Below are 16,437 nucleotides of genomic sequence, written 5' to 3'. Positions count from 1 at the left end.
TTTATTCCTCCAAATATATTTGATTTAACTTTTTACGAAATTTCAAAAAATCAGTTTGATGACGAGTAGGATGAATTCTATTCGTAAGTAAAATAAAGCCTTGTTTCTTTTCCATATCCAGCAACATACTGGTACCAGTAAACCCAGTATGATATAGCACATGGCATCCATATGGCTTCTCCCATCCTAGTCCTCGTTGTTCTTGCTCTAACTGCTTTAAAAGCAAATAAGTTTCTTTATGAAACAAGTGTTCGTCTTGTCTTAATATTGCCTGCGCAAATAATATTAAATCGTCCAGTGTAGAAAAAAGTCCTGCACTTCCACTTTGACCTAATAAATGCGCTTTTCTATCATGAGCTTCCTTACAGATACATCCTCTTTCAATTGTGATTTCTGTTGGAATATATCGTTTTGTATCATCACAAAGATATGAAGTATCATGCATATTTAGTCTTTTAAATATATGCATCTGCATGCTTTCTTCTAATGACATCTGATCAATTGCCTCAATAAGAAAACCAAGTAGAATAAATCCAATATCTGAATAACAAGTTTTATGATACATATCCATAGAGCCTTTTACAGCGTAGATACGATCTTTAATATTATCCTTTGTCAGGGTTTCTTTATGAAGAATATCCTGTGGTAATCCACTCCTGTGTAATAATAAATCTTCTACACATATTTGATTATTTTGAAGTTTAGGTAAAATTGATGATACCGGTGTATGTAAAGACAACTTTTTCTCTTCAATCAACTGTAAAATACGTGTCGTTGTTCCAACTACTTTTGTTAAGGAAGCAAGATCATAACGATCGCCTGCCTCTAAAATCTGATGATGATAAGGTGCTATACATCCTGCAATCCCATCATAGTAATTCCTTGATGATGTATCTGAAAGAAAAGCGTACGACGCTCCGCATATCTTATGTTTTTGGATATATTGATGCAACGCACGCTGAATATTTTCTTCTTTCATATTACAGTTGTTGTAATGCTTCAGAAACTTTGCCATGACATGCGGACAATGCAGCATGTGCTTTATCTTTATCTACATGTTTTTCATGCATTAAAATAGCTGCTGCCACACTCATGTCAGAAGCCTTTAATAGTTCATAAGCTTCATCATAACCAACACCAGTAATTGAGGCAATCATGTTGGTTGCACGGATAACCAGTTTTTCATTGGTTGGCTGTACATTTACCATATAATTCTGATATACTTTTCCACTCGCAATCATGGTTGCTGTCGATAACATATTCACAACCATTTTTTGTGCAGTTCCAGCTTTCATACGTGTAGAACCGCTGATAACCTCTGGACCTACAACAGGCGCAATAGAGATTGATGCAACTTTTGCCATTTCACTTTCACCATTACATGTAACTGCTATCGTTAATGCATGCACCTGATTTCCATATTCAAGCGCTGAGATGGTATAAGGTGTTCTTCCACTGGCCGCAATACCAATGACAATATCTTTATCTGTTAAATTGACATCTTTTAAATCCTGAATAGCTAATTCTTTAGAATCCTCTGCACCTTCAATAGCACGATACATTGCTTCTTTTCCACCTGCCATCAAGCCAAATGCCAAAGATGGATCTACATTATAAGTAGGCGTTAATTCTACTGCATCAAGTGTTCCCATTCGACCAGAAGAACCAGCTCCAGCATAGATAATTCTTCCACCATTCAAGAATCTTTCTTTCATTAAATCTACTGCTTTCGCAATCTGTGGCAATTCTTTTTCCACAGCTGCTGCGACTTTTTTATCTTCATTGTTGATTTTCTTTAACATTGTTAATGTATCAACACGATCAATATCCCTTGTATCAGGATTCACTGTTTCTGTTGTCAGTGAATGGATATTTTCCATTGTTTCACCACTTTCTATTAATCTTCTTTTAACTCTCTTACTAATAGACTGGTGTTAATAAGTTTATCCTCAAACATTTTATCATCTTTCTGTGTAATGCCAAGATATAATAAGTCAACGATCTCCATAGATGAAAAACGAGAACTAATGGCACCAATTCTGGTTAAATGTTCTTTATCAGGAACGTGTAGAATCATATTCGCAAGATCACTTAATTTTGATGGTGCATTACGAGTCACAGCAATAATGTTGGCTCCTTTTTCTTTTGCAATTTCACAAGGATATGTTACTTCTCTTGATAAACCGCTATAAGAAAATGCTACAACACAGTCTTTTTCTGTGACATAGTAAAAAAACTCAACTGCCATATGCGCATCAAATTCATAGTGAGCTTTAAAATTAATACGTTTTAATTTATGATACATATCATATGCAGGCAACATAGATGCCCCTATTCCCAATAAATATATATTTTCACTATTCTTCAGACAATCAATTGCCTTAGACAGTACATCTTTATCCAGTAATTCAAATAAATCATGATTGGTATTATCTACTAACATTTCTACTTTTTGACATAGTGTTTCAATATCATCTGTTTTTGAAATAATTGTATCCACATCATAAATTTTTTCTTCTTTAGAAAGGTCTTTGGCTAATGCGATTTTAAACTCATCCAGTCCTTTGTATCCTAATGTTTTCGCAAAACGTATGATAGAAGCGGAGGAAGTCTGATAACTTTCCGCAGCATCCAATGCTGTCATCTTTAAAAATCCATCCGTATCAGAAAGAATATGATCCGCAATCTTTCTATTGGTTTTTGATAAGTTCTGATAACGTTCTCTGATTTTTAATTTTACATTCATATGACTTCCTCTTTTCTATGTTATTTTGGAAGGTATTCTATAATGGATTGATCTGATTCTGCAGGTATCATCTGGGCAGTTACACGGATGCCTTTATCAATCAGATGATGAATCGAATCGATATCCTCTTTGGTTACATAAACAGATTTCTTGATCTGTGTAGAACCTTCCCTTTTCGCAATATTTCCTACATTTATTGTACCTGTTTTTACACCATTTTCCACTAAAAATTCCATATCTTGCAAATTTTTTGTGATCAAGAATACTTTATCGTTGTCATATACATCACTTTGAAACTTTTCCACAGCCTTTTTCTTAGATAAAATAGATAATTTTACACCAGCAGGCTTTGCCATTTTTAATCCTGCAATGATCATTTCATCCTTTACTGCTTCATCATTTACTACTGCAATTCTTGTAGCTCCTACAGTATTTGTCCATACCATAGCTACTTGTCCATGAATCAAACGCTCATCAATTCTTGCGTGTACAATTGCCATAATTTATATCTCCTTTTCTTAAAATAATGCAACTAGCCAGTTTAACATATTTTGTAAGTTACCTAAAATCATACCCAATCCCAATAAAACAAAGATCAAGCGTGTAGAATTCATATTTTTCTTACCTAATAACCAATAAGACAACATAACGATTCCTAATGGGATCATACATGGTAAAATCTTATCCAGGTTTTCCTGAACAGATAAAGTTACTTCACCCATTGTAAATGTTAAATCTAGTTTATAAGAAATAACTGAAGCAATCAAGCCACCAACAACAGTTAAACCAAGAATTGCAGCACCTTCTGTAATTGGTGCTATCTTATCTGCGAAACCTGTTGCCAGTTTTTTACCCTGAGCATATCCCATTGTTGTGAATTTGTAACGAACAGCCATTACTGCGATACATGCGATAATTGGAATCAGCAGTCCTAGTGCATTTCCTTCTAATGCCATATAAGATGCGATTGAGAAAACAATTGCACGATAGATAGCAATAAACAAAGTATCACCAACACCAGCAAATGGTCCCATCAAGCCGGTTTTTAAACCAGCAACTGCATTTTCAGCTTCAATACCAAACTCTTCTTCCAATGCCATATCTGCACCAACAATCAAATGTGACATGGCAGGTGTTGTATTAAAATAACTCAACTGCATTTTTAATGCTTGTTTCATTCCTTCAGGATCGTCTTTATAGATACGTTTTAATGCAGGCATGATTACCCATGCATATCCAAGACCTTGCATCTTTTCATAATTCCATCCCCATTGTAAACCAAACAGGTTACGAACATATACTTTATTAATATCGCTCTTTGTCAGCTTATTTCCTGAGTTAGCCATCGATTTCTACCTCCTCATCATCTTCAACTACAACACTTCCACTACCACTTACCGCAGTAGTTTTTTCTTTCATCTTTGTATATTGTAAAGCTGCAAACGCGAAGCCAACAAGTGCTACAGATAATACAGTAAACATACTGCCGCCATATGCAATCATTACAAAACCAATAATGAAATATGGATAGTATTTTTTAAGTGGTAGATAACGCATTAAGATTGCCATACCCAATGCAGGTAATATAGCGCCAGCCGCTTTTAAGCCTGTCATAAACCATACTGGAATAAAACTGTTGATAGAATTAACAACTGCTTCTCCGAAACATAAGCCAATGAATACTGGAATGACACGTGATAGAATCCATGGCAGCATGCCCAATACATTCGCAAGCTCTACACCTCTTGCATTTCCTTTTTCAGCACAACGATCTGCATAGTGTTGACAGAATGAATTTGCCATACGTCCAATAATATCAAGTTGAGTTAATAATAAGCCAATTGGTACTGCAAGTGCGATTCCATATTCAGCACCTTCACCTGAGATGATCGCATAAGCTGTTCCCATAATTGCACCAGATAAATAATCAGGAATGGTAGCTCCACCATAAGTCGCAACACCAAGTGTCATTAATTGCAATGTTGCTCCAACTGTTAATCCAAGTTCGATGTTACCAAGTAAAGCTCCAGTAACTGTTGCCGCAAATAATGGTGTGTAAACTCCAATCTGAATGGATATTTGGTCTAATACACCAATTGCTGTGTACAGACATAGTACGAAAATCAGCAGTAATGAAATTTCAGTCATAGAAATCCTCCTCTTTCAATGTTTTTATTGTAAAGCGCTTCCACGTTGATATTATAACCAAAATGTAATATTATTTCAATATATTTTTTAAAATATTTTTATTTTTGTATTTTTATTATATTTTAAAGAACTTTTTAATTGAATTATCTACGCGATATTACCTTTACTTTTTAACATTTAAAGTTTTCAACCTTACTGCTGAATATTACAATCTTTTTAAGATTATTTAAAATATGGAAACCAGCCAATTAAAAAATGGTTGTAGATTTCCAAGTATCATTCCCAGTCCTATCAAAATAAATATCAATTTGGTAGAATTCATTTTCTTCTTGCCTAATAACCAATAGGAAAATAATACAATTGCAAGTGGAATTAAGGATGGCATAATTTTATCAAGATTATCTTGCACTGACATGCTTACTTTACCCATTGTAAATGTTAAATCCAGCTTATATGATATTACAGAAGCAATTAATCCACCTACTACTGTTAACCCTAAAATAGCTGCACCTTCTGTAATTGGAATCATTGTAGTCGCAAAACCTGTTGCTAATTTTTTTCCTTGTGCATATCCTATTGTAGTGAATTTATAACGAATCGCCATAACGATCATACATGCGATAATTGGTATGATTAAACCAAAAGCATTGCCTTGCTGAGCCATATATGCTGCAATTGAAAATACAATTGCACGATAAATTGCTACAAATAAAGTATCTCCTACTCCTGCAAAAGGTCCCATCAAACCTGTTTTCAGACCTAAAACCGCATCTTCAGCTTTATTTCCAAATTCTTCTTCCAATGCAATATCAGCACCAATAATCAAATGTGACATGGCTGGAGTTGTATTAAAATAACCTAGTTGCATCGTTAGTGCTTTTTGTAATCCTTCTGGATCATCGCGATATATTTTTCGTAAAGCTGGCATTATAACCCATGCATAACCTAAACCCTGCATTTTCTCATAATTCCAACCCCATTGCAAACCAAATAAATTACGAATATATACTTTACGAATATCGCTTTTTGTTATCTTATTATTCAAGTTAACCATCGATTTCCACCTCCTCATCATCACTTTCGCTAACTCCTGATTCTATTACTAAGCTTTTTTCTTTTAGCTTTGAATATTGTAATGCCGCAAAAGCAAATCCTACCAATGCTACAGAAAGCACTGTAAACATACTCTTACCATAAGCAATCATCACAAAACCAATAATGAAATATGGATAATATTTTTTAAGTGGTAAATAACGCATCAATATTGCCATACCTAAAGCAGGAAGGATCGCACCGGCTGCTTTTAAACCAGACATAAACCATACAGGGATAAAACTATTAATCGAATTTACAACTGCCTGACCAAATAATAATCCTACAAAAACAGGAATTACACGAGATAAAATCCAGGGAATCATCCCAAGTTTATTTGCTAATTCTACACCATTTATATCATTTTTTTCTGCACATCGTTCAGCATAATGTTGAAAGAAAGAGTTTGCCATACGCCCTATGATATCTAGTTGTGTAAGTAATAATCCAATTGGTACTGCAAGTGCAATACCATATTCAGCACCTTCTCCTGAAATAATTGCATACGCAGTACCCATAATAGCTCCTGATAAATAATCTGGTACAGAAGCTCCTCCATAAGTTGCAACACCAAGTGTCATCAACTGTAAAGTAGCACCAACACTTAGACCTAACTCAACGTTTCCAAGCAAAGCTCCCGTTATTGTAGCTGCAAACAATGGTGTGTACACACCAATTTGAATGGAAATTTGATCTAAAACACCAATAACGGTATACAAACAAAGTATTAAAATCATAATTAGAGAAATATCTGTCATAAAACTCTCCTTTCTCATTCTTCTAAAGAACATTAATAAGCGCTTACACTACGAATTATAGTCCTGATGAAATTAAATTTCAATATATTTTATATTAATATTTAAATTATGCAATTTTATTACAATATTGTGGTATTAAAATATACAAGATATATAAAAAAACAGCAAGTCTTTTATGAGTTGCTGTTTTATACAAAATCATAAGTCCTGTATATTCATTTTATGAATTTGTGCCTCTCTTTTTTGTTTTTGATGCACGACTAAGAAAATGATGATAAATAGGATGGTAGGAAGATTACTGATCAAAAAAATCTCAATTGCTTTTGGAAGGATTGTCTGGATAGGAAAATTACTTGTTGTATTTGTTATAATGGATGACATTAAATTACCATTATTTGAATACACTTCTGAGATTTCATATGAATGCAGAAAAGTAACTGCACTGATTGTAAAAAGAATAGATAAACAAAAGAATATACCAGGCAGAATCCATCCTAGCCATTTTTTTGACTTTAATGATATGTAATACTGTAATACGCATAATCCAATGACACAGATAAGGGCGAAAATAATGTAAACACTATTTGTTTTCATAGATTCTTTTCCTCCTCTAGTTTTTGATATTCATGAATTAACAGCTTTGCTGTTTCAAAATCTAGTTTATCCTCTAAAGCCAAACGTTTGATCAATGCGATATAAGGCTCCTCCCCCATTATCTGATCATTTAAATTAATCTTTTGTATCAGCCTGTCTAAGCGTAAACGCACCGTAGGATAAGAAACCCCATATTCCTTTGCGACTTCCTTTAATGAACCACTTGATAAGATGAAGCGCTTGATAAACGCAAAATCTTCACTATCTAGATTTAATAACCATTCTGGTATATTCTGCATATCTATCACCTTCAATTTTATGATAGCACTTATTTTTATGAATGTAAATATAAACAAAAACTTTAATAATATTAATTTTATATTTAATATTATTAAAGTTTATCACTTTTTATGATGATCGTGATAATATTGCATAAATCGTGCATAACTAATGATGACGACACCAACGATCACAAATGCAATCAGCGCATATAACATGGTAAATAAGAATTTCATAGGACTCTCCCTTTCCGTCTAAACATTTTACTGGTACCATTATCATAAATCGATTATAATAAATAAGCAAGGAGGTGCATGAAAATGATTGATCGATCTATAAAATCAAAATACATAAATGTAGATGATCATCGCCGCATCATTGCTATTAGTGATATTCATGCGAATCTGCCTGTTTTAAAAAAATTATTGAAAAAAATTGCTTTTGATATGCATCAGGATGAATTGTTTCTTGTTGGCGATTTATTAGAGAAAGGTGCTTACAACATGGAAACTTTGCACTTTATAATGGAGCTTTCTAAAAGTCCACATGTACATCCTATGATGGGAAATTGTGATTTTGTATGTAAGAATGTTCTTTATGAATATCGCCTGGATTTTCTAAAAGAAGTCCTATTACATCGTCAAAATAGTATTCTGCATGAAATGGCTGCTACACTTGGCATTCATTTTCATAAAGATATAGATATGATTGAATATGCCAGAATATTAAAACAACACTTTCCAAAGGAATTAGCGTTTGTAGACCAGCTCCCTCATGTGGTGGAAACACAACATTATATCTTTGGGCATGCGGCGATTCTGGATGAAGATCATTATGGAAAAGAAATGCGTGATATTATGACGCATAACCGTTTTTTAGATGATGCGAAACGATTCCAAAAATATGTTGTTGTAGGTCATCTACCAGTAAGTGAATATTGTGATGGTATCTGTTGCTTTAATCCAATGATTGATGATTTTCGCCATATCATTGCGATTGATGGTGGAAATGAAGTAAAGAGTGCAGGACAGTTAAATGCATTGTTAATTGAGCATGGAAATTTCTCGTATGCGCATAGTGACTGTTTAAAGAAAGCCAAAGTATTAGACAGCATACAGCCCATAAATTCTGATCCTTTTTTTATCAAATGGTATGACAGCTCTGTGAAGATATTAAAAGAAGATGATATTCGTTACTTATGTCGCCATCTTTCCAGTGGAAAAGATTTTTGGATACCGAAAGATTTTATTTTTCATAAAGGTGATGAAATTCATGTGGATAACTTTACCACCTATCATTTACCTGTGGAAAAAGGTGATTATGTAAAAATTGTTTCCACTTGTGGTGAACATGCCTTAGTGAAAAAGAATGGTATTATGGGATGGATTCCAAGAAAAATATTAAGCAAATGAAAACGTCCAAATCGGACGTTTTTATTAATTTATTTGTAGTATTAAATAAAAAAACACTTAGTTTTCCCTAGAGAAAGCTGAAACTCTGAAACATTTGAATATGTTAAAAAACAGTCCATTCCATTTGGAACAGACTGTTCATCTTATTCAATTATTTAGTTTTTTCGATGATTTCGATAAAGCTATCAGCTTTTAAGCTTGCTCCACCAATTAATGCACCATCGATATCTGGCTGAGCCATGTATTCCTGAATGTTGTTAGGTTTAACAGATCCACCGTACTGTACGCGTACGTTTTCAGCTGCATCATCACCATACATTACACGAACCTGGTCACGAACGATACGGCAGCAGTTTTCTGCGATTTCTACTGATGCACTCTTACCAGTTCCGATTGCCCAGATTGGTTCATATGCGATAACCATATTACCAACACATTTTGGACACATATCAGCTAAAGAACCAGTTAACTGGTCACGAATTACTTTTTCAGAATCACCAGCATCATACTGAGCTTCTGTTTCACCAATACATAAGATTGGAGTAATTCCAGCTTCGATTAGACGTTTTGCTTTTTTGTTTACAGTTTCGTCTGTGTCACCGAACATTGTACGACGTTCAGAGTGACCAATGATACAGTGAGTAACACCGATTTCCTGTAACATAGGTACAGAAACTTCACCAGTGAATGCTCCAGTATCTTCAAAGTGGCAGTTTTCTGCAGCAACGATCAGATTCTTAGCACCAGCAACTGCAGTTGATAATGCAGTATAAGGAGCACCGATTCCATAAGTAGCGTTTTCGCTAGCAGCAGCTGCATCTACAGCTTCCATGAATTCTTTTGTTTCCTTCATGGTTTTATTCATTTTCCAGTTTCCAACGATAATTGGTTTTCTCATAGTTATATTTCCTCTTTCCTATTTTTCAGCGATTACTGCGATACCAGGTAATTCTTTACCTTCCATGTATTCCAGAGAAGCTCCTCCACCTGTAGAGATGTGAGAGAATTTTTCAGCGAATCCTAACTGAATAGCAGCAGCAGCAGAATCTCCACCACCGATAACAGTAGTAGCACCTTCTAATTCAGAGATTGCTGTACATACCTGTAATGTACCATTAGCGAATGGTTTCATTTCAAATACACCCATAGGTCCATTCCATACAACTGTTTTAGCACCAGCTAATTCAGCTTTGTATAATTCAACAGTCTTAGGACCAATGTCTAATCCCATGTAATCTGCAGGAATGTTTTCGTTGTCAGCAACAACAGTGTTTGCATCTTCAGCAAATGCATCTGCACATACGTGGTCAACTGGCAGGATTAATTTTCCTTCAGCTTTTGCGATGTATTCTTTAGCTAATTCCACTTTGTCTTCTTCAACAAGTGATTTACCTACATTTAAGCCCATTGCTTTCAAGAATGTATAAGCCATTCCACCACCGATTAATACTTTATCAGCTTTCTTCAACAGGTTGTCAACAACAGCGATCTTGTCAGATACTTTTGCTCCACCGATGATAGCAACGAATGGACGTACTGGAGTATCAACAGCAGCACCTAACATTTTTACTTCTTTTTCTACTAAGAAACCTAAAGCGTTAGGAAGGATTGAAGGGATACCAGCAGTTGAAGCGTGTGCACGGTGAACACTACCGAATGCATCTTCAACGAATAAATCACCTAAGCTTGCCCAGTACTGAGCTAATTCAGGATCATTTTTGCTTTCGCCTTTTTCGTAACGAGTGTTCTGCATAACAACGATTTCACCATCATTTAATGCAGCAACAGCATTTTCTAATTCTTCGCCTCTAGTAACAGGAACGAATGTAACTTTTGTATCAACCAATTCGCTTAAACGATCAGCTACACAACGTAAGTCGTTTTTTGCTTTGTCTTCTTCAGTTTTAACTTTTCCAAGGTGAGACATCAGAATGATTTTTGCCTTGTTTTCAATCAGATATTTGATTGTTGGTAAAGCCTGAATGATTCGGTTGTCATTTGTGATTTTTCCATCTTTTCTTGGTACGTTGAAATCGCAACGAACGATAACTCGTTTACCAGCAACATCTAAATCTTTTACTGTTCTTTTTGCCATAGTAAAATCCTCCTTAAGTAACGAGTTTATTATACCACTATCCTTTTTTTTCGTAAACGCAAATTTGCGAAATATTTCACATAAAACCCTTTTTTAATACCATTTTCTACATTTCTTAATATGACGAACCACTTTTCCTCTATATATCAAAAAAAGTATATTACAAATATTAAAATTACCGTCGAACTTGAAAGCGCTTTATTGTATAATAGAGAAGAAGGGTGAGAAAAGATGGAGAATAAAGAAGAAAATTTAAAGGAATTCATTCAAAATAAAATGGAAGCTATCCAAACTGTACATCATGTTGATTTAAAAAAACAAAAAAAGTACAGTAATGAATTATTAGAAGCAGCGAAAAAGATAAATGATTTTTATGGAATTGCCTTTGCCTATGCTTTTCTTGCGGATTATTATGTAACCATTCGTGAACATCACAATTGTATCCATTACGTGCAAAAAACAAAAGAAATCGCACTCGCCTATAACTATTTAGATTTATTAATCAAAATACATATTATTGAAGGCATGTATCATAACGCAAACTTTGATGAAATAACGGCAGTACAATGCTACTTGGATGGATTAAAAGTGGCACAGCAGGCACATGACATCAATACGCAGATTGCTGTTTATAATAACATCGGTGTCATGTTTGAAGAAAAAGATGATAATACGGATGGCTTGTTATATATCCAGAAAGCCTTTGACTTGTTTAACGCAAATAAAGATGCGATCAGAGATCATATCGACTGTGTTGTTATTTTCAATCTGATAGAGCTGTATTTAAAAAATGGTCATATCAAAAAAGCCATTGATTTATATGACAAATATTACGATGATTTGAAAATATATGTTGGTGAAGAAAACATTGGTATTTTATATGTTTCTCAATTATATATGGCATATTATATGAAAAATGAAGAATATACTTTGCAGATGATTGATTTTTTTATCAACAGTGGCCTACATAATACATTAAATCGAAATATGTACTTCTCTTTCTATCGTGATGCTTTTCAAATCACTTTAAAACTGGAAGATAAAGAGCGTGCGGATAAATTATTGCGTTGTATGGGAACTTTATGTCTTGAGGATGATATCGCCCAGCAATTACAGCTGCATTTATGCTGGATCAATTTTGCGGAAACTTTCCATATGGAAAATGCTTTAATTTATTCTTATAAACAATATTATCAGCTTCAGAAACAAGTAAGTGATGTCACTAATAAATTCAAAGCCGAAAGTATGCGTGAAAAAATTCTGGTAAACGATATGCAGACAGAAAAAGAATGTATTATGAAAGAAAAACAAGTACTGGAATCTAAAGTGAAAATTGATGGATTAACAGGCTTATTTAATCGTTCTTATTTCATTAATCTAATCAATAGTCTTCATCATAATCATAATGTGGAAAAACTTGGCATTATTCTGTTAGATGTAGATTATTTTAAACAATACAATGACTGCTATGGACACACACAAGGAGATAAGGTTTTACAAAGTGTGGCACGCTGTCTGGACATCAACTCTGATAGCCGTATTTTTGCGGCAAGATATGGTGGCGATGAATTTATCTGTGTCTGTGTAAATATGAGTGATCATGAAATTGAATATTATTTAGGCAAAGTAAAAGAAGATTTAAACAACATGCATATCGAACATAAAAAATCTAAGGCTGCGGATATCGTAAGTGTTTCGGCAGGCTATGCGAACTTGAAAAATGATAAGTATTTTCAATTAGATGTGGCAGTAAATGTTGCGGACAGTGCCTTGTATCAGGTAAAAGAAAACGGTAGAAATCATTTTGCTTCATTGAATAAAAACAGTTGTGCTCAATAACTATTTAGGACAGATAATTAAAAAGAGGTTTCATTTGAAATCTCTTTTTTTAACCTATGTGCAAATAAGAATCTGATTTCCTGGTATTATTTTTTTGCCCGGTTGCCTTTTATAATGATTTGCAAGGTTTCACAAGCTTTTAAACATTCTTCTACACTTTCCTCTACCAAAGTTGGATCAAGGGTAGGATGTTGTTCATAAAATTCCTGAATAGCCAGATCATATTTATTTTTATATTTCGTATTTAATGCTTTCCAGTTCACATTTTTAAAAGCTGGAAGAATTTCTTCATTTACTGGTAATCGCTTTTGAAGCATCAATACTGCTAAAATCGGATATCCAGCATAATGCTGCCATATCGTTGCATTATCATTACTGGAATATACATCATCTTGAAAACGTACTGTATATCGTTTTGATTCATCACTGCTAGTAACATATGCTTCCTGTTCATGAAGTTCTACACGCTTATCCGCAATAGCGCTATAGGCCTCATATACCTTTGCTGCTGGTGGTAATTTTCCCATTCTATTCCTTCTTTCATCATTAGCATCTCACAAATATGATTCTTCTATACTCATCTTGCGACATGTGTATGTACTGCCTCAAGTGGAAAATCATGATGCAGCAGCATCTTATCTTTTAAACAGGCATTCTGCGCAAAAGCTTTCTGAATACGATCTATGATACATTGTATTCCCTCTTCTTTGGTATCCAACGCCATTACCAGAAACTGAAAACTGCTGTATTGTGTAAAAACATCTCCCAGTCTTAATGATGATTGAATAATCCGTTTCAGCGCAAACATACACTGTTCTTGTTGTTCAAAGGAAGGATACGCTCCCTTTGGATTCATTAATGTGAATAAAATCAAGCCGGCTTCCCCCTGAATACGGGACATTCTGCGTTCGATAAAACGATAAATATTTTGAAAAGAGTGATAATCCTGACAGAAAGCGCCAGGTATAATTTCCTGTTCCCGTAATTCTTTACGAATCAGTTCAATATCAACCAATAAATTTTCTGACATATAAATATCATTATACACATGTTCCCCATCTAAACGTCTTCTAATGTGCTTTTCCTTTACAAGTAAGGCATCTGCACGACGAAACATACTGATGTAATCATCATTAGGGCGATACATACAGCCGCATATGGAAACATAAATAGATGCACCATCTGTTACCTGTATCTGTTTTAACAATGAACGTATTTCTTTACGTTTTTCTTCAATAAATGATTCATCATCAGCTTCAGGATAGAATATGACAAATTCATCCCCGCCAACACGCCCAGCTGATCCATTTTTATATGTTATTTTCTTCAAAACTGCAGCAATTTTCTTCAAAGCAACATCCCCACAAATATGCCCATATTGATCATTGATCTGTTTAAAATGATCAACATCCAAAACAAATAAAGCGCCTTTTTGATACATTTGCAACTGTTGATTGATTTTTAATTCGATTGTTCCACGATTATATATCCCTGTTAGCCAATCCTGTTCTACCATGACTCTCAATTGTCGATTTTCTTCTTCTAGTTTTTGCAGCTTTTCCATCTGCAACTCATAAACTTGTTCTGTTTCTTCTATCATAACTACATCATCCTTTAATACCATCCCTGTGTTTGTAAACGCATCCATTGCTAATTTCTATTATAAGGTATTTTTACATAATTGAAAATGGTAACTTTTAAGAATTTCTTGTTTTTTCCCTTAAAAAAAGCTCCGCTTTCTTAGGAAAACGAAGTTTTTTTAATTCTTATTTTACTTTTGCATCTAATGTATTATCTTTAACAACAACATCATGTGCGCCACCTTCTACGATACTTGTAGAAGATACCAATGTGATTTTAGCTTTTTCCTGAAGTTCTGGAATTGTCAATGCACCACAGTTACACATCGTGTGTTTAACTTTACTCAATGTCAAATCTACATTGTCTTTTAATGCTCCTGCATATGGAACGTAAGAATCTACACCTTCTACGAAAGAAAGTTTCTTACTTCCTCCCATATCATAACGCTGCCAGTTACGTGCACGAGCACTTCCCTCGCCCCAGTATTCTTTCATATATGTACCATTGATGGTAACTTTCTTTGTAGGAGATTCTTCAAATCTTGAGAAGTAACGTCCTAACATAACAAAGTCCGCTCCCATAGCAAGTGCTAAAGTAATGTGGTAATCATGTACAATACCACCATCACTACAGATTGGAATATAGATACCTGTTTCTTTAAAGTATTCATCACGTGCACGTGCTACATCAATGGTAGCTGTTGCCTGTCCGCGACCAATACCTTTTTGTTCACGAGTAATACAGATACTGCCTCCACCAATACCAATTTTAATAAAATCAGCACCAGCTTCTGCTAAGAATCTGAATCCTTCTGCATCTACAACGTTACCAGCGCCTACTTTTACACTATCACCGTATTTTTCACGGATCCATTTCAAAGTCAATGCCTGCCATTCACTAAATCCTTCACTAGAGTCAATACATAATACATCTGCGCCGGCTTCTACTAATGCAGGAACACGTGTTTCATAATCTCTTGTGTTAATACCTGCACCGACGATGTAGCGTTTCTGATCATCCAGCAATTCATTTGGATGCTCTTTATGAGAATCATAATCTTTACGGAAAACGAAAGATTTTAAATGACCGTTTTCATCAATAATTGGCAACTGATTTAATTTGTATTCCCAAATCAAGTTATTTGCTTCTGTTAATGACATACCATCTTTTCCTACAATCAGCTTTTCAAATGGTGTCATGAATTCACTGACTTTTGTTGTAGGATCCATTCGTGATACACGATAATCACGACTTGTTACGATACCAACCAGTTTGCCTTCTGGTGTGCCATCTTCTGTAACTGCCATTGTCGCATGTCCTGTTTCTTCTTTTAATGCCAATACATCAGCCAGTGTTGCATCTGGACGAATATTGGAATCACTGTAAACAAAGCCTGCTTTTGTTGCTTTAACACGAGCAACCATTGCTGCTTCATCTTCTACGCTCTGAGAACCATAGATGAAAGAGATTCCTCCTTCTCTTGCTAATGCACAAGCCATTTTTTCTCCTGATACAGACTGCATAATTGCAGATACCATAGGAATATTCAAAGATAATGCAGGTTCCTCGCCTTTCTTGAATTTAACTAATGGTGTTTTCAAAGACACGTTTGCTGGTGTACAATCTGCACTGGAATATCCAGGTACCAACAGGTACTCCGCAAATGTACGTGACGGTTCGTTAAAGTAATAAGCCATGTTATCTCTCCTTTTTGTTCTATAAACTTTCCTTAAATTGATATAATTATAAAGATTATCCCTCGTGAAGTCAAGGGACTTTGAAAATTTTTTCATTAAATCAGTTAAAAATTAAATGTTGTTCTGATTTTACTGATTATCCTATAGTCATTCTTCAACTAATACTTCTTTAAATCATATATCAGGCGCTTTCCTA

The 16,437-nt window shown here is 34.5% G+C and carries 17 protein-coding genes; 2 read left to right on the top strand and 15 right to left on the bottom strand.

What is annotated here, in order from left to right; all coding sequences use genetic code 11:
- Position 1: 1 nt before the first annotated feature.
- The 10 genes from DW761_RS02595 to DW761_RS02550 form a co-directional block, all read right to left on the bottom strand.
- A complete protein-coding gene (locus DW761_RS02595; RefSeq protein WP_233513008.1) occupies positions 2–1,015 on the bottom strand; it encodes a serine hydrolase domain-containing protein in 1,014 nt (337 codons plus the stop codon).
- Positions 981–1,880 (bottom strand): N-acetylmuramic acid 6-phosphate etherase, encoded by a 900-nt coding sequence (gene murQ / locus DW761_RS02590; protein ID WP_117454235.1) that lies wholly within the window; start codon positions 1,878–1,880, stop codon positions 981–983. Before murQ ends, DW761_RS02595 begins: the two co-directional genes overlap by 35 nt.
- Positions 1,881–1,897: 17 nt before the next feature.
- Positions 1,898–2,746, bottom strand: coding sequence for a MurR/RpiR family transcriptional regulator (locus DW761_RS02585; RefSeq protein WP_117516320.1), 849 nt, complete (start codon positions 2,744–2,746; stop codon positions 1,898–1,900).
- Between the two features lie 20 nt (positions 2,747–2,766).
- Entirely contained in the window at positions 2,767–3,246 is a 480-nt protein-coding gene (locus tag DW761_RS02580) for a PTS system mannose/fructose/N-acetylgalactosamine-transporter subunit IIB (protein WP_117454237.1), read from the bottom strand.
- Between the two features lie 18 nt (positions 3,247–3,264).
- Complete coding sequence (locus DW761_RS02575) at positions 3,265–4,092, bottom strand: PTS system mannose/fructose/sorbose family transporter subunit IID (protein ID WP_117454238.1); 828 nt, start codon at positions 4,090–4,092, stop codon at positions 3,265–3,267.
- Positions 4,085–4,894, bottom strand: a complete 810-nt coding sequence (locus DW761_RS02570; protein ID WP_117454239.1) for a PTS mannose/fructose/sorbose/N-acetylgalactosamine transporter subunit IIC — start codon at positions 4,892–4,894, stop codon at positions 4,085–4,087. The genes DW761_RS02575 and DW761_RS02570 overlap by 8 nt, the downstream gene beginning before the upstream one ends.
- A gap of 226 nt (positions 4,895–5,120) precedes the next feature.
- Positions 5,121–5,948 carry a PTS system mannose/fructose/sorbose family transporter subunit IID gene (locus DW761_RS02565; protein WP_117454240.1) on the bottom strand — a complete coding sequence of 276 codons (828 nt, stop codon included), beginning with the start codon at positions 5,946–5,948 and terminating at the stop codon, positions 5,121–5,123.
- Positions 5,941–6,744, bottom strand: coding sequence for a PTS mannose/fructose/sorbose/N-acetylgalactosamine transporter subunit IIC (locus DW761_RS02560; RefSeq protein WP_117454241.1), 804 nt, complete (start codon positions 6,742–6,744; stop codon positions 5,941–5,943). The genes DW761_RS02565 and DW761_RS02560 overlap by 8 nt, the downstream gene beginning before the upstream one ends.
- A 198-nt stretch (positions 6,745–6,942) precedes the next feature.
- Positions 6,943–7,338: a hypothetical protein gene (locus DW761_RS02555; RefSeq protein ID WP_117454242.1), complete on the bottom strand. Its 396-nt coding sequence runs from the start codon at positions 7,336–7,338 to the stop codon at positions 6,943–6,945.
- Positions 7,335–7,637 carry a DUF2089 family protein gene (locus DW761_RS02550; protein WP_199483591.1) on the bottom strand — a complete coding sequence of 101 codons (303 nt, stop codon included), beginning with the start codon at positions 7,635–7,637 and terminating at the stop codon, positions 7,335–7,337. Before DW761_RS02550 ends, DW761_RS02555 begins: the two co-directional genes overlap by 4 nt.
- Before the next feature lie 300 nt (positions 7,638–7,937).
- Between DW761_RS02550 and DW761_RS02545 the strand changes: the two genes are divergently transcribed.
- Positions 7,938–9,029 carry a metallophosphoesterase gene (locus DW761_RS02545; RefSeq protein WP_117454243.1) on the top strand — a complete coding sequence of 364 codons (1,092 nt, stop codon included), beginning with the start codon at positions 7,938–7,940 and terminating at the stop codon, positions 9,027–9,029.
- Between the two features lie 151 nt (positions 9,030–9,180).
- Here the strand turns inward: DW761_RS02545 and tpiA are convergent, their stop codons facing one another.
- Positions 9,181–9,927 (bottom strand): triose-phosphate isomerase, encoded by a 747-nt coding sequence (gene tpiA, locus DW761_RS02540; RefSeq protein ID WP_117454244.1) that lies wholly within the window; start codon positions 9,925–9,927, stop codon positions 9,181–9,183.
- Between the two features lie 18 nt (positions 9,928–9,945).
- Positions 9,946–11,124, bottom strand: coding sequence for a phosphoglycerate kinase (locus DW761_RS02535; protein ID WP_117454245.1), 1,179 nt, complete (start codon positions 11,122–11,124; stop codon positions 9,946–9,948).
- Positions 11,125–11,355: 231 nt separating this feature from the next.
- Here DW761_RS02535 and DW761_RS02530 point away from each other — a divergent pair, with 231 nt between their 5' ends.
- Entirely contained in the window at positions 11,356–12,963 is a 1,608-nt protein-coding gene (locus DW761_RS02530; protein ID WP_117454246.1) for a GGDEF domain-containing protein, read from the top strand.
- Positions 12,964–13,049: 86 nt separating this feature from the next.
- Here DW761_RS02530 and DW761_RS02525 read toward each other — a convergent pair whose 3' ends face one another.
- The 3 genes from DW761_RS02525 to DW761_RS02515 form a co-directional block, all read right to left on the bottom strand.
- A complete protein-coding gene (locus DW761_RS02525) occupies positions 13,050–13,490 on the bottom strand; it encodes a hypothetical protein (protein WP_117454247.1) in 441 nt (146 codons plus the stop codon).
- A 50-nt stretch (positions 13,491–13,540) separates the two neighbouring features.
- Entirely contained in the window at positions 13,541–14,563 is a 1,023-nt protein-coding gene (locus tag DW761_RS02520) for a GGDEF domain-containing protein (protein ID WP_199483592.1), read from the bottom strand.
- Positions 14,564–14,729: 166 nt separating this feature from the next.
- Positions 14,730–16,241, bottom strand: a complete 1,512-nt coding sequence (locus tag DW761_RS02515; protein WP_117454248.1) for an IMP dehydrogenase — start codon at positions 16,239–16,241, stop codon at positions 14,730–14,732.
- Between the last annotated feature and the right edge of the window lie 196 nt (positions 16,242–16,437).

The organism is Absiella sp. AM29-15 (genome assembly GCF_003434225.1).
Classification (GTDB): Bacteria; Bacillota_I; Bacilli_A; order Erysipelotrichales; family Erysipelotrichaceae; genus Hoskinsella; species Hoskinsella hominis.
The sequence above is the reverse complement of the archived record's forward strand: the minus strand, read 5'-3'. Positions and strand labels throughout refer to the sequence as shown.

What these genes read in the sequence shown, in the direction of transcription:
- DW761_RS02595 (WP_233513008.1), bottom strand. Translation starts at nt 1,015, where the DNA reads ATGGCAAAGTTTCTGAAGCATTACAACAACTGTAATATGAAAGAAGAA.
- murQ (WP_117454235.1), bottom strand. Translation starts at nt 1,880, where the DNA reads ATGGAAAATATCCATTCACTGACAACAGAAACAGTGAATCCTGATACA.
- DW761_RS02585 (WP_117516320.1), bottom strand. Translation starts at nt 2,746, where the DNA reads ATGAATGTAAAATTAAAAATCAGAGAACGTTATCAGAACTTATCAAAA.
- DW761_RS02580 (WP_117454237.1), bottom strand. Translation starts at nt 3,246, where the DNA reads ATGGCAATTGTACACGCAAGAATTGATGAGCGTTTGATTCATGGACAA.
- DW761_RS02575 (WP_117454238.1), bottom strand. Translation starts at nt 4,092, where the DNA reads ATGGCTAACTCAGGAAATAAGCTGACAAAGAGCGATATTAATAAAGTA.
- DW761_RS02570 (WP_117454239.1), bottom strand. Translation starts at nt 4,894, where the DNA reads ATGACTGAAATTTCATTACTGCTGATTTTCGTACTATGTCTGTACACA.
- DW761_RS02565 (WP_117454240.1), bottom strand. Translation starts at nt 5,948, where the DNA reads ATGGTTAACTTGAATAATAAGATAACAAAAAGCGATATTCGTAAAGTA.
- DW761_RS02560 (WP_117454241.1), bottom strand. Translation starts at nt 6,744, where the DNA reads ATGACAGATATTTCTCTAATTATGATTTTAATACTTTGTTTGTATACC.
- DW761_RS02555 (WP_117454242.1), bottom strand. Translation starts at nt 7,338, where the DNA reads ATGAAAACAAATAGTGTTTACATTATTTTCGCCCTTATCTGTGTCATT.
- DW761_RS02550 (WP_199483591.1), bottom strand. Translation starts at nt 7,637, where the DNA reads ATGCAGAATATACCAGAATGGTTATTAAATCTAGATAGTGAAGATTTT.
- DW761_RS02545 (WP_117454243.1), top strand. Translation starts at nt 7,938, where the DNA reads ATGATTGATCGATCTATAAAATCAAAATACATAAATGTAGATGATCAT.
- tpiA (WP_117454244.1), bottom strand. Translation starts at nt 9,927, where the DNA reads ATGAGAAAACCAATTATCGTTGGAAACTGGAAAATGAATAAAACCATG.
- DW761_RS02535 (WP_117454245.1), bottom strand. Translation starts at nt 11,124, where the DNA reads ATGGCAAAAAGAACAGTAAAAGATTTAGATGTTGCTGGTAAACGAGTT.
- DW761_RS02530 (WP_117454246.1), top strand. Translation starts at nt 11,356, where the DNA reads ATGGAGAATAAAGAAGAAAATTTAAAGGAATTCATTCAAAATAAAATG.
- DW761_RS02525 (WP_117454247.1), bottom strand. Translation starts at nt 13,490, where the DNA reads ATGGGAAAATTACCACCAGCAGCAAAGGTATATGAGGCCTATAGCGCT.
- DW761_RS02520 (WP_199483592.1), bottom strand. Translation starts at nt 14,563, where the DNA reads ATGATAGAAGAAACAGAACAAGTTTATGAGTTGCAGATGGAAAAGCTG.
- DW761_RS02515 (WP_117454248.1), bottom strand. Translation starts at nt 16,241, where the DNA reads ATGGCTTATTACTTTAACGAACCGTCACGTACATTTGCGGAGTACCTG.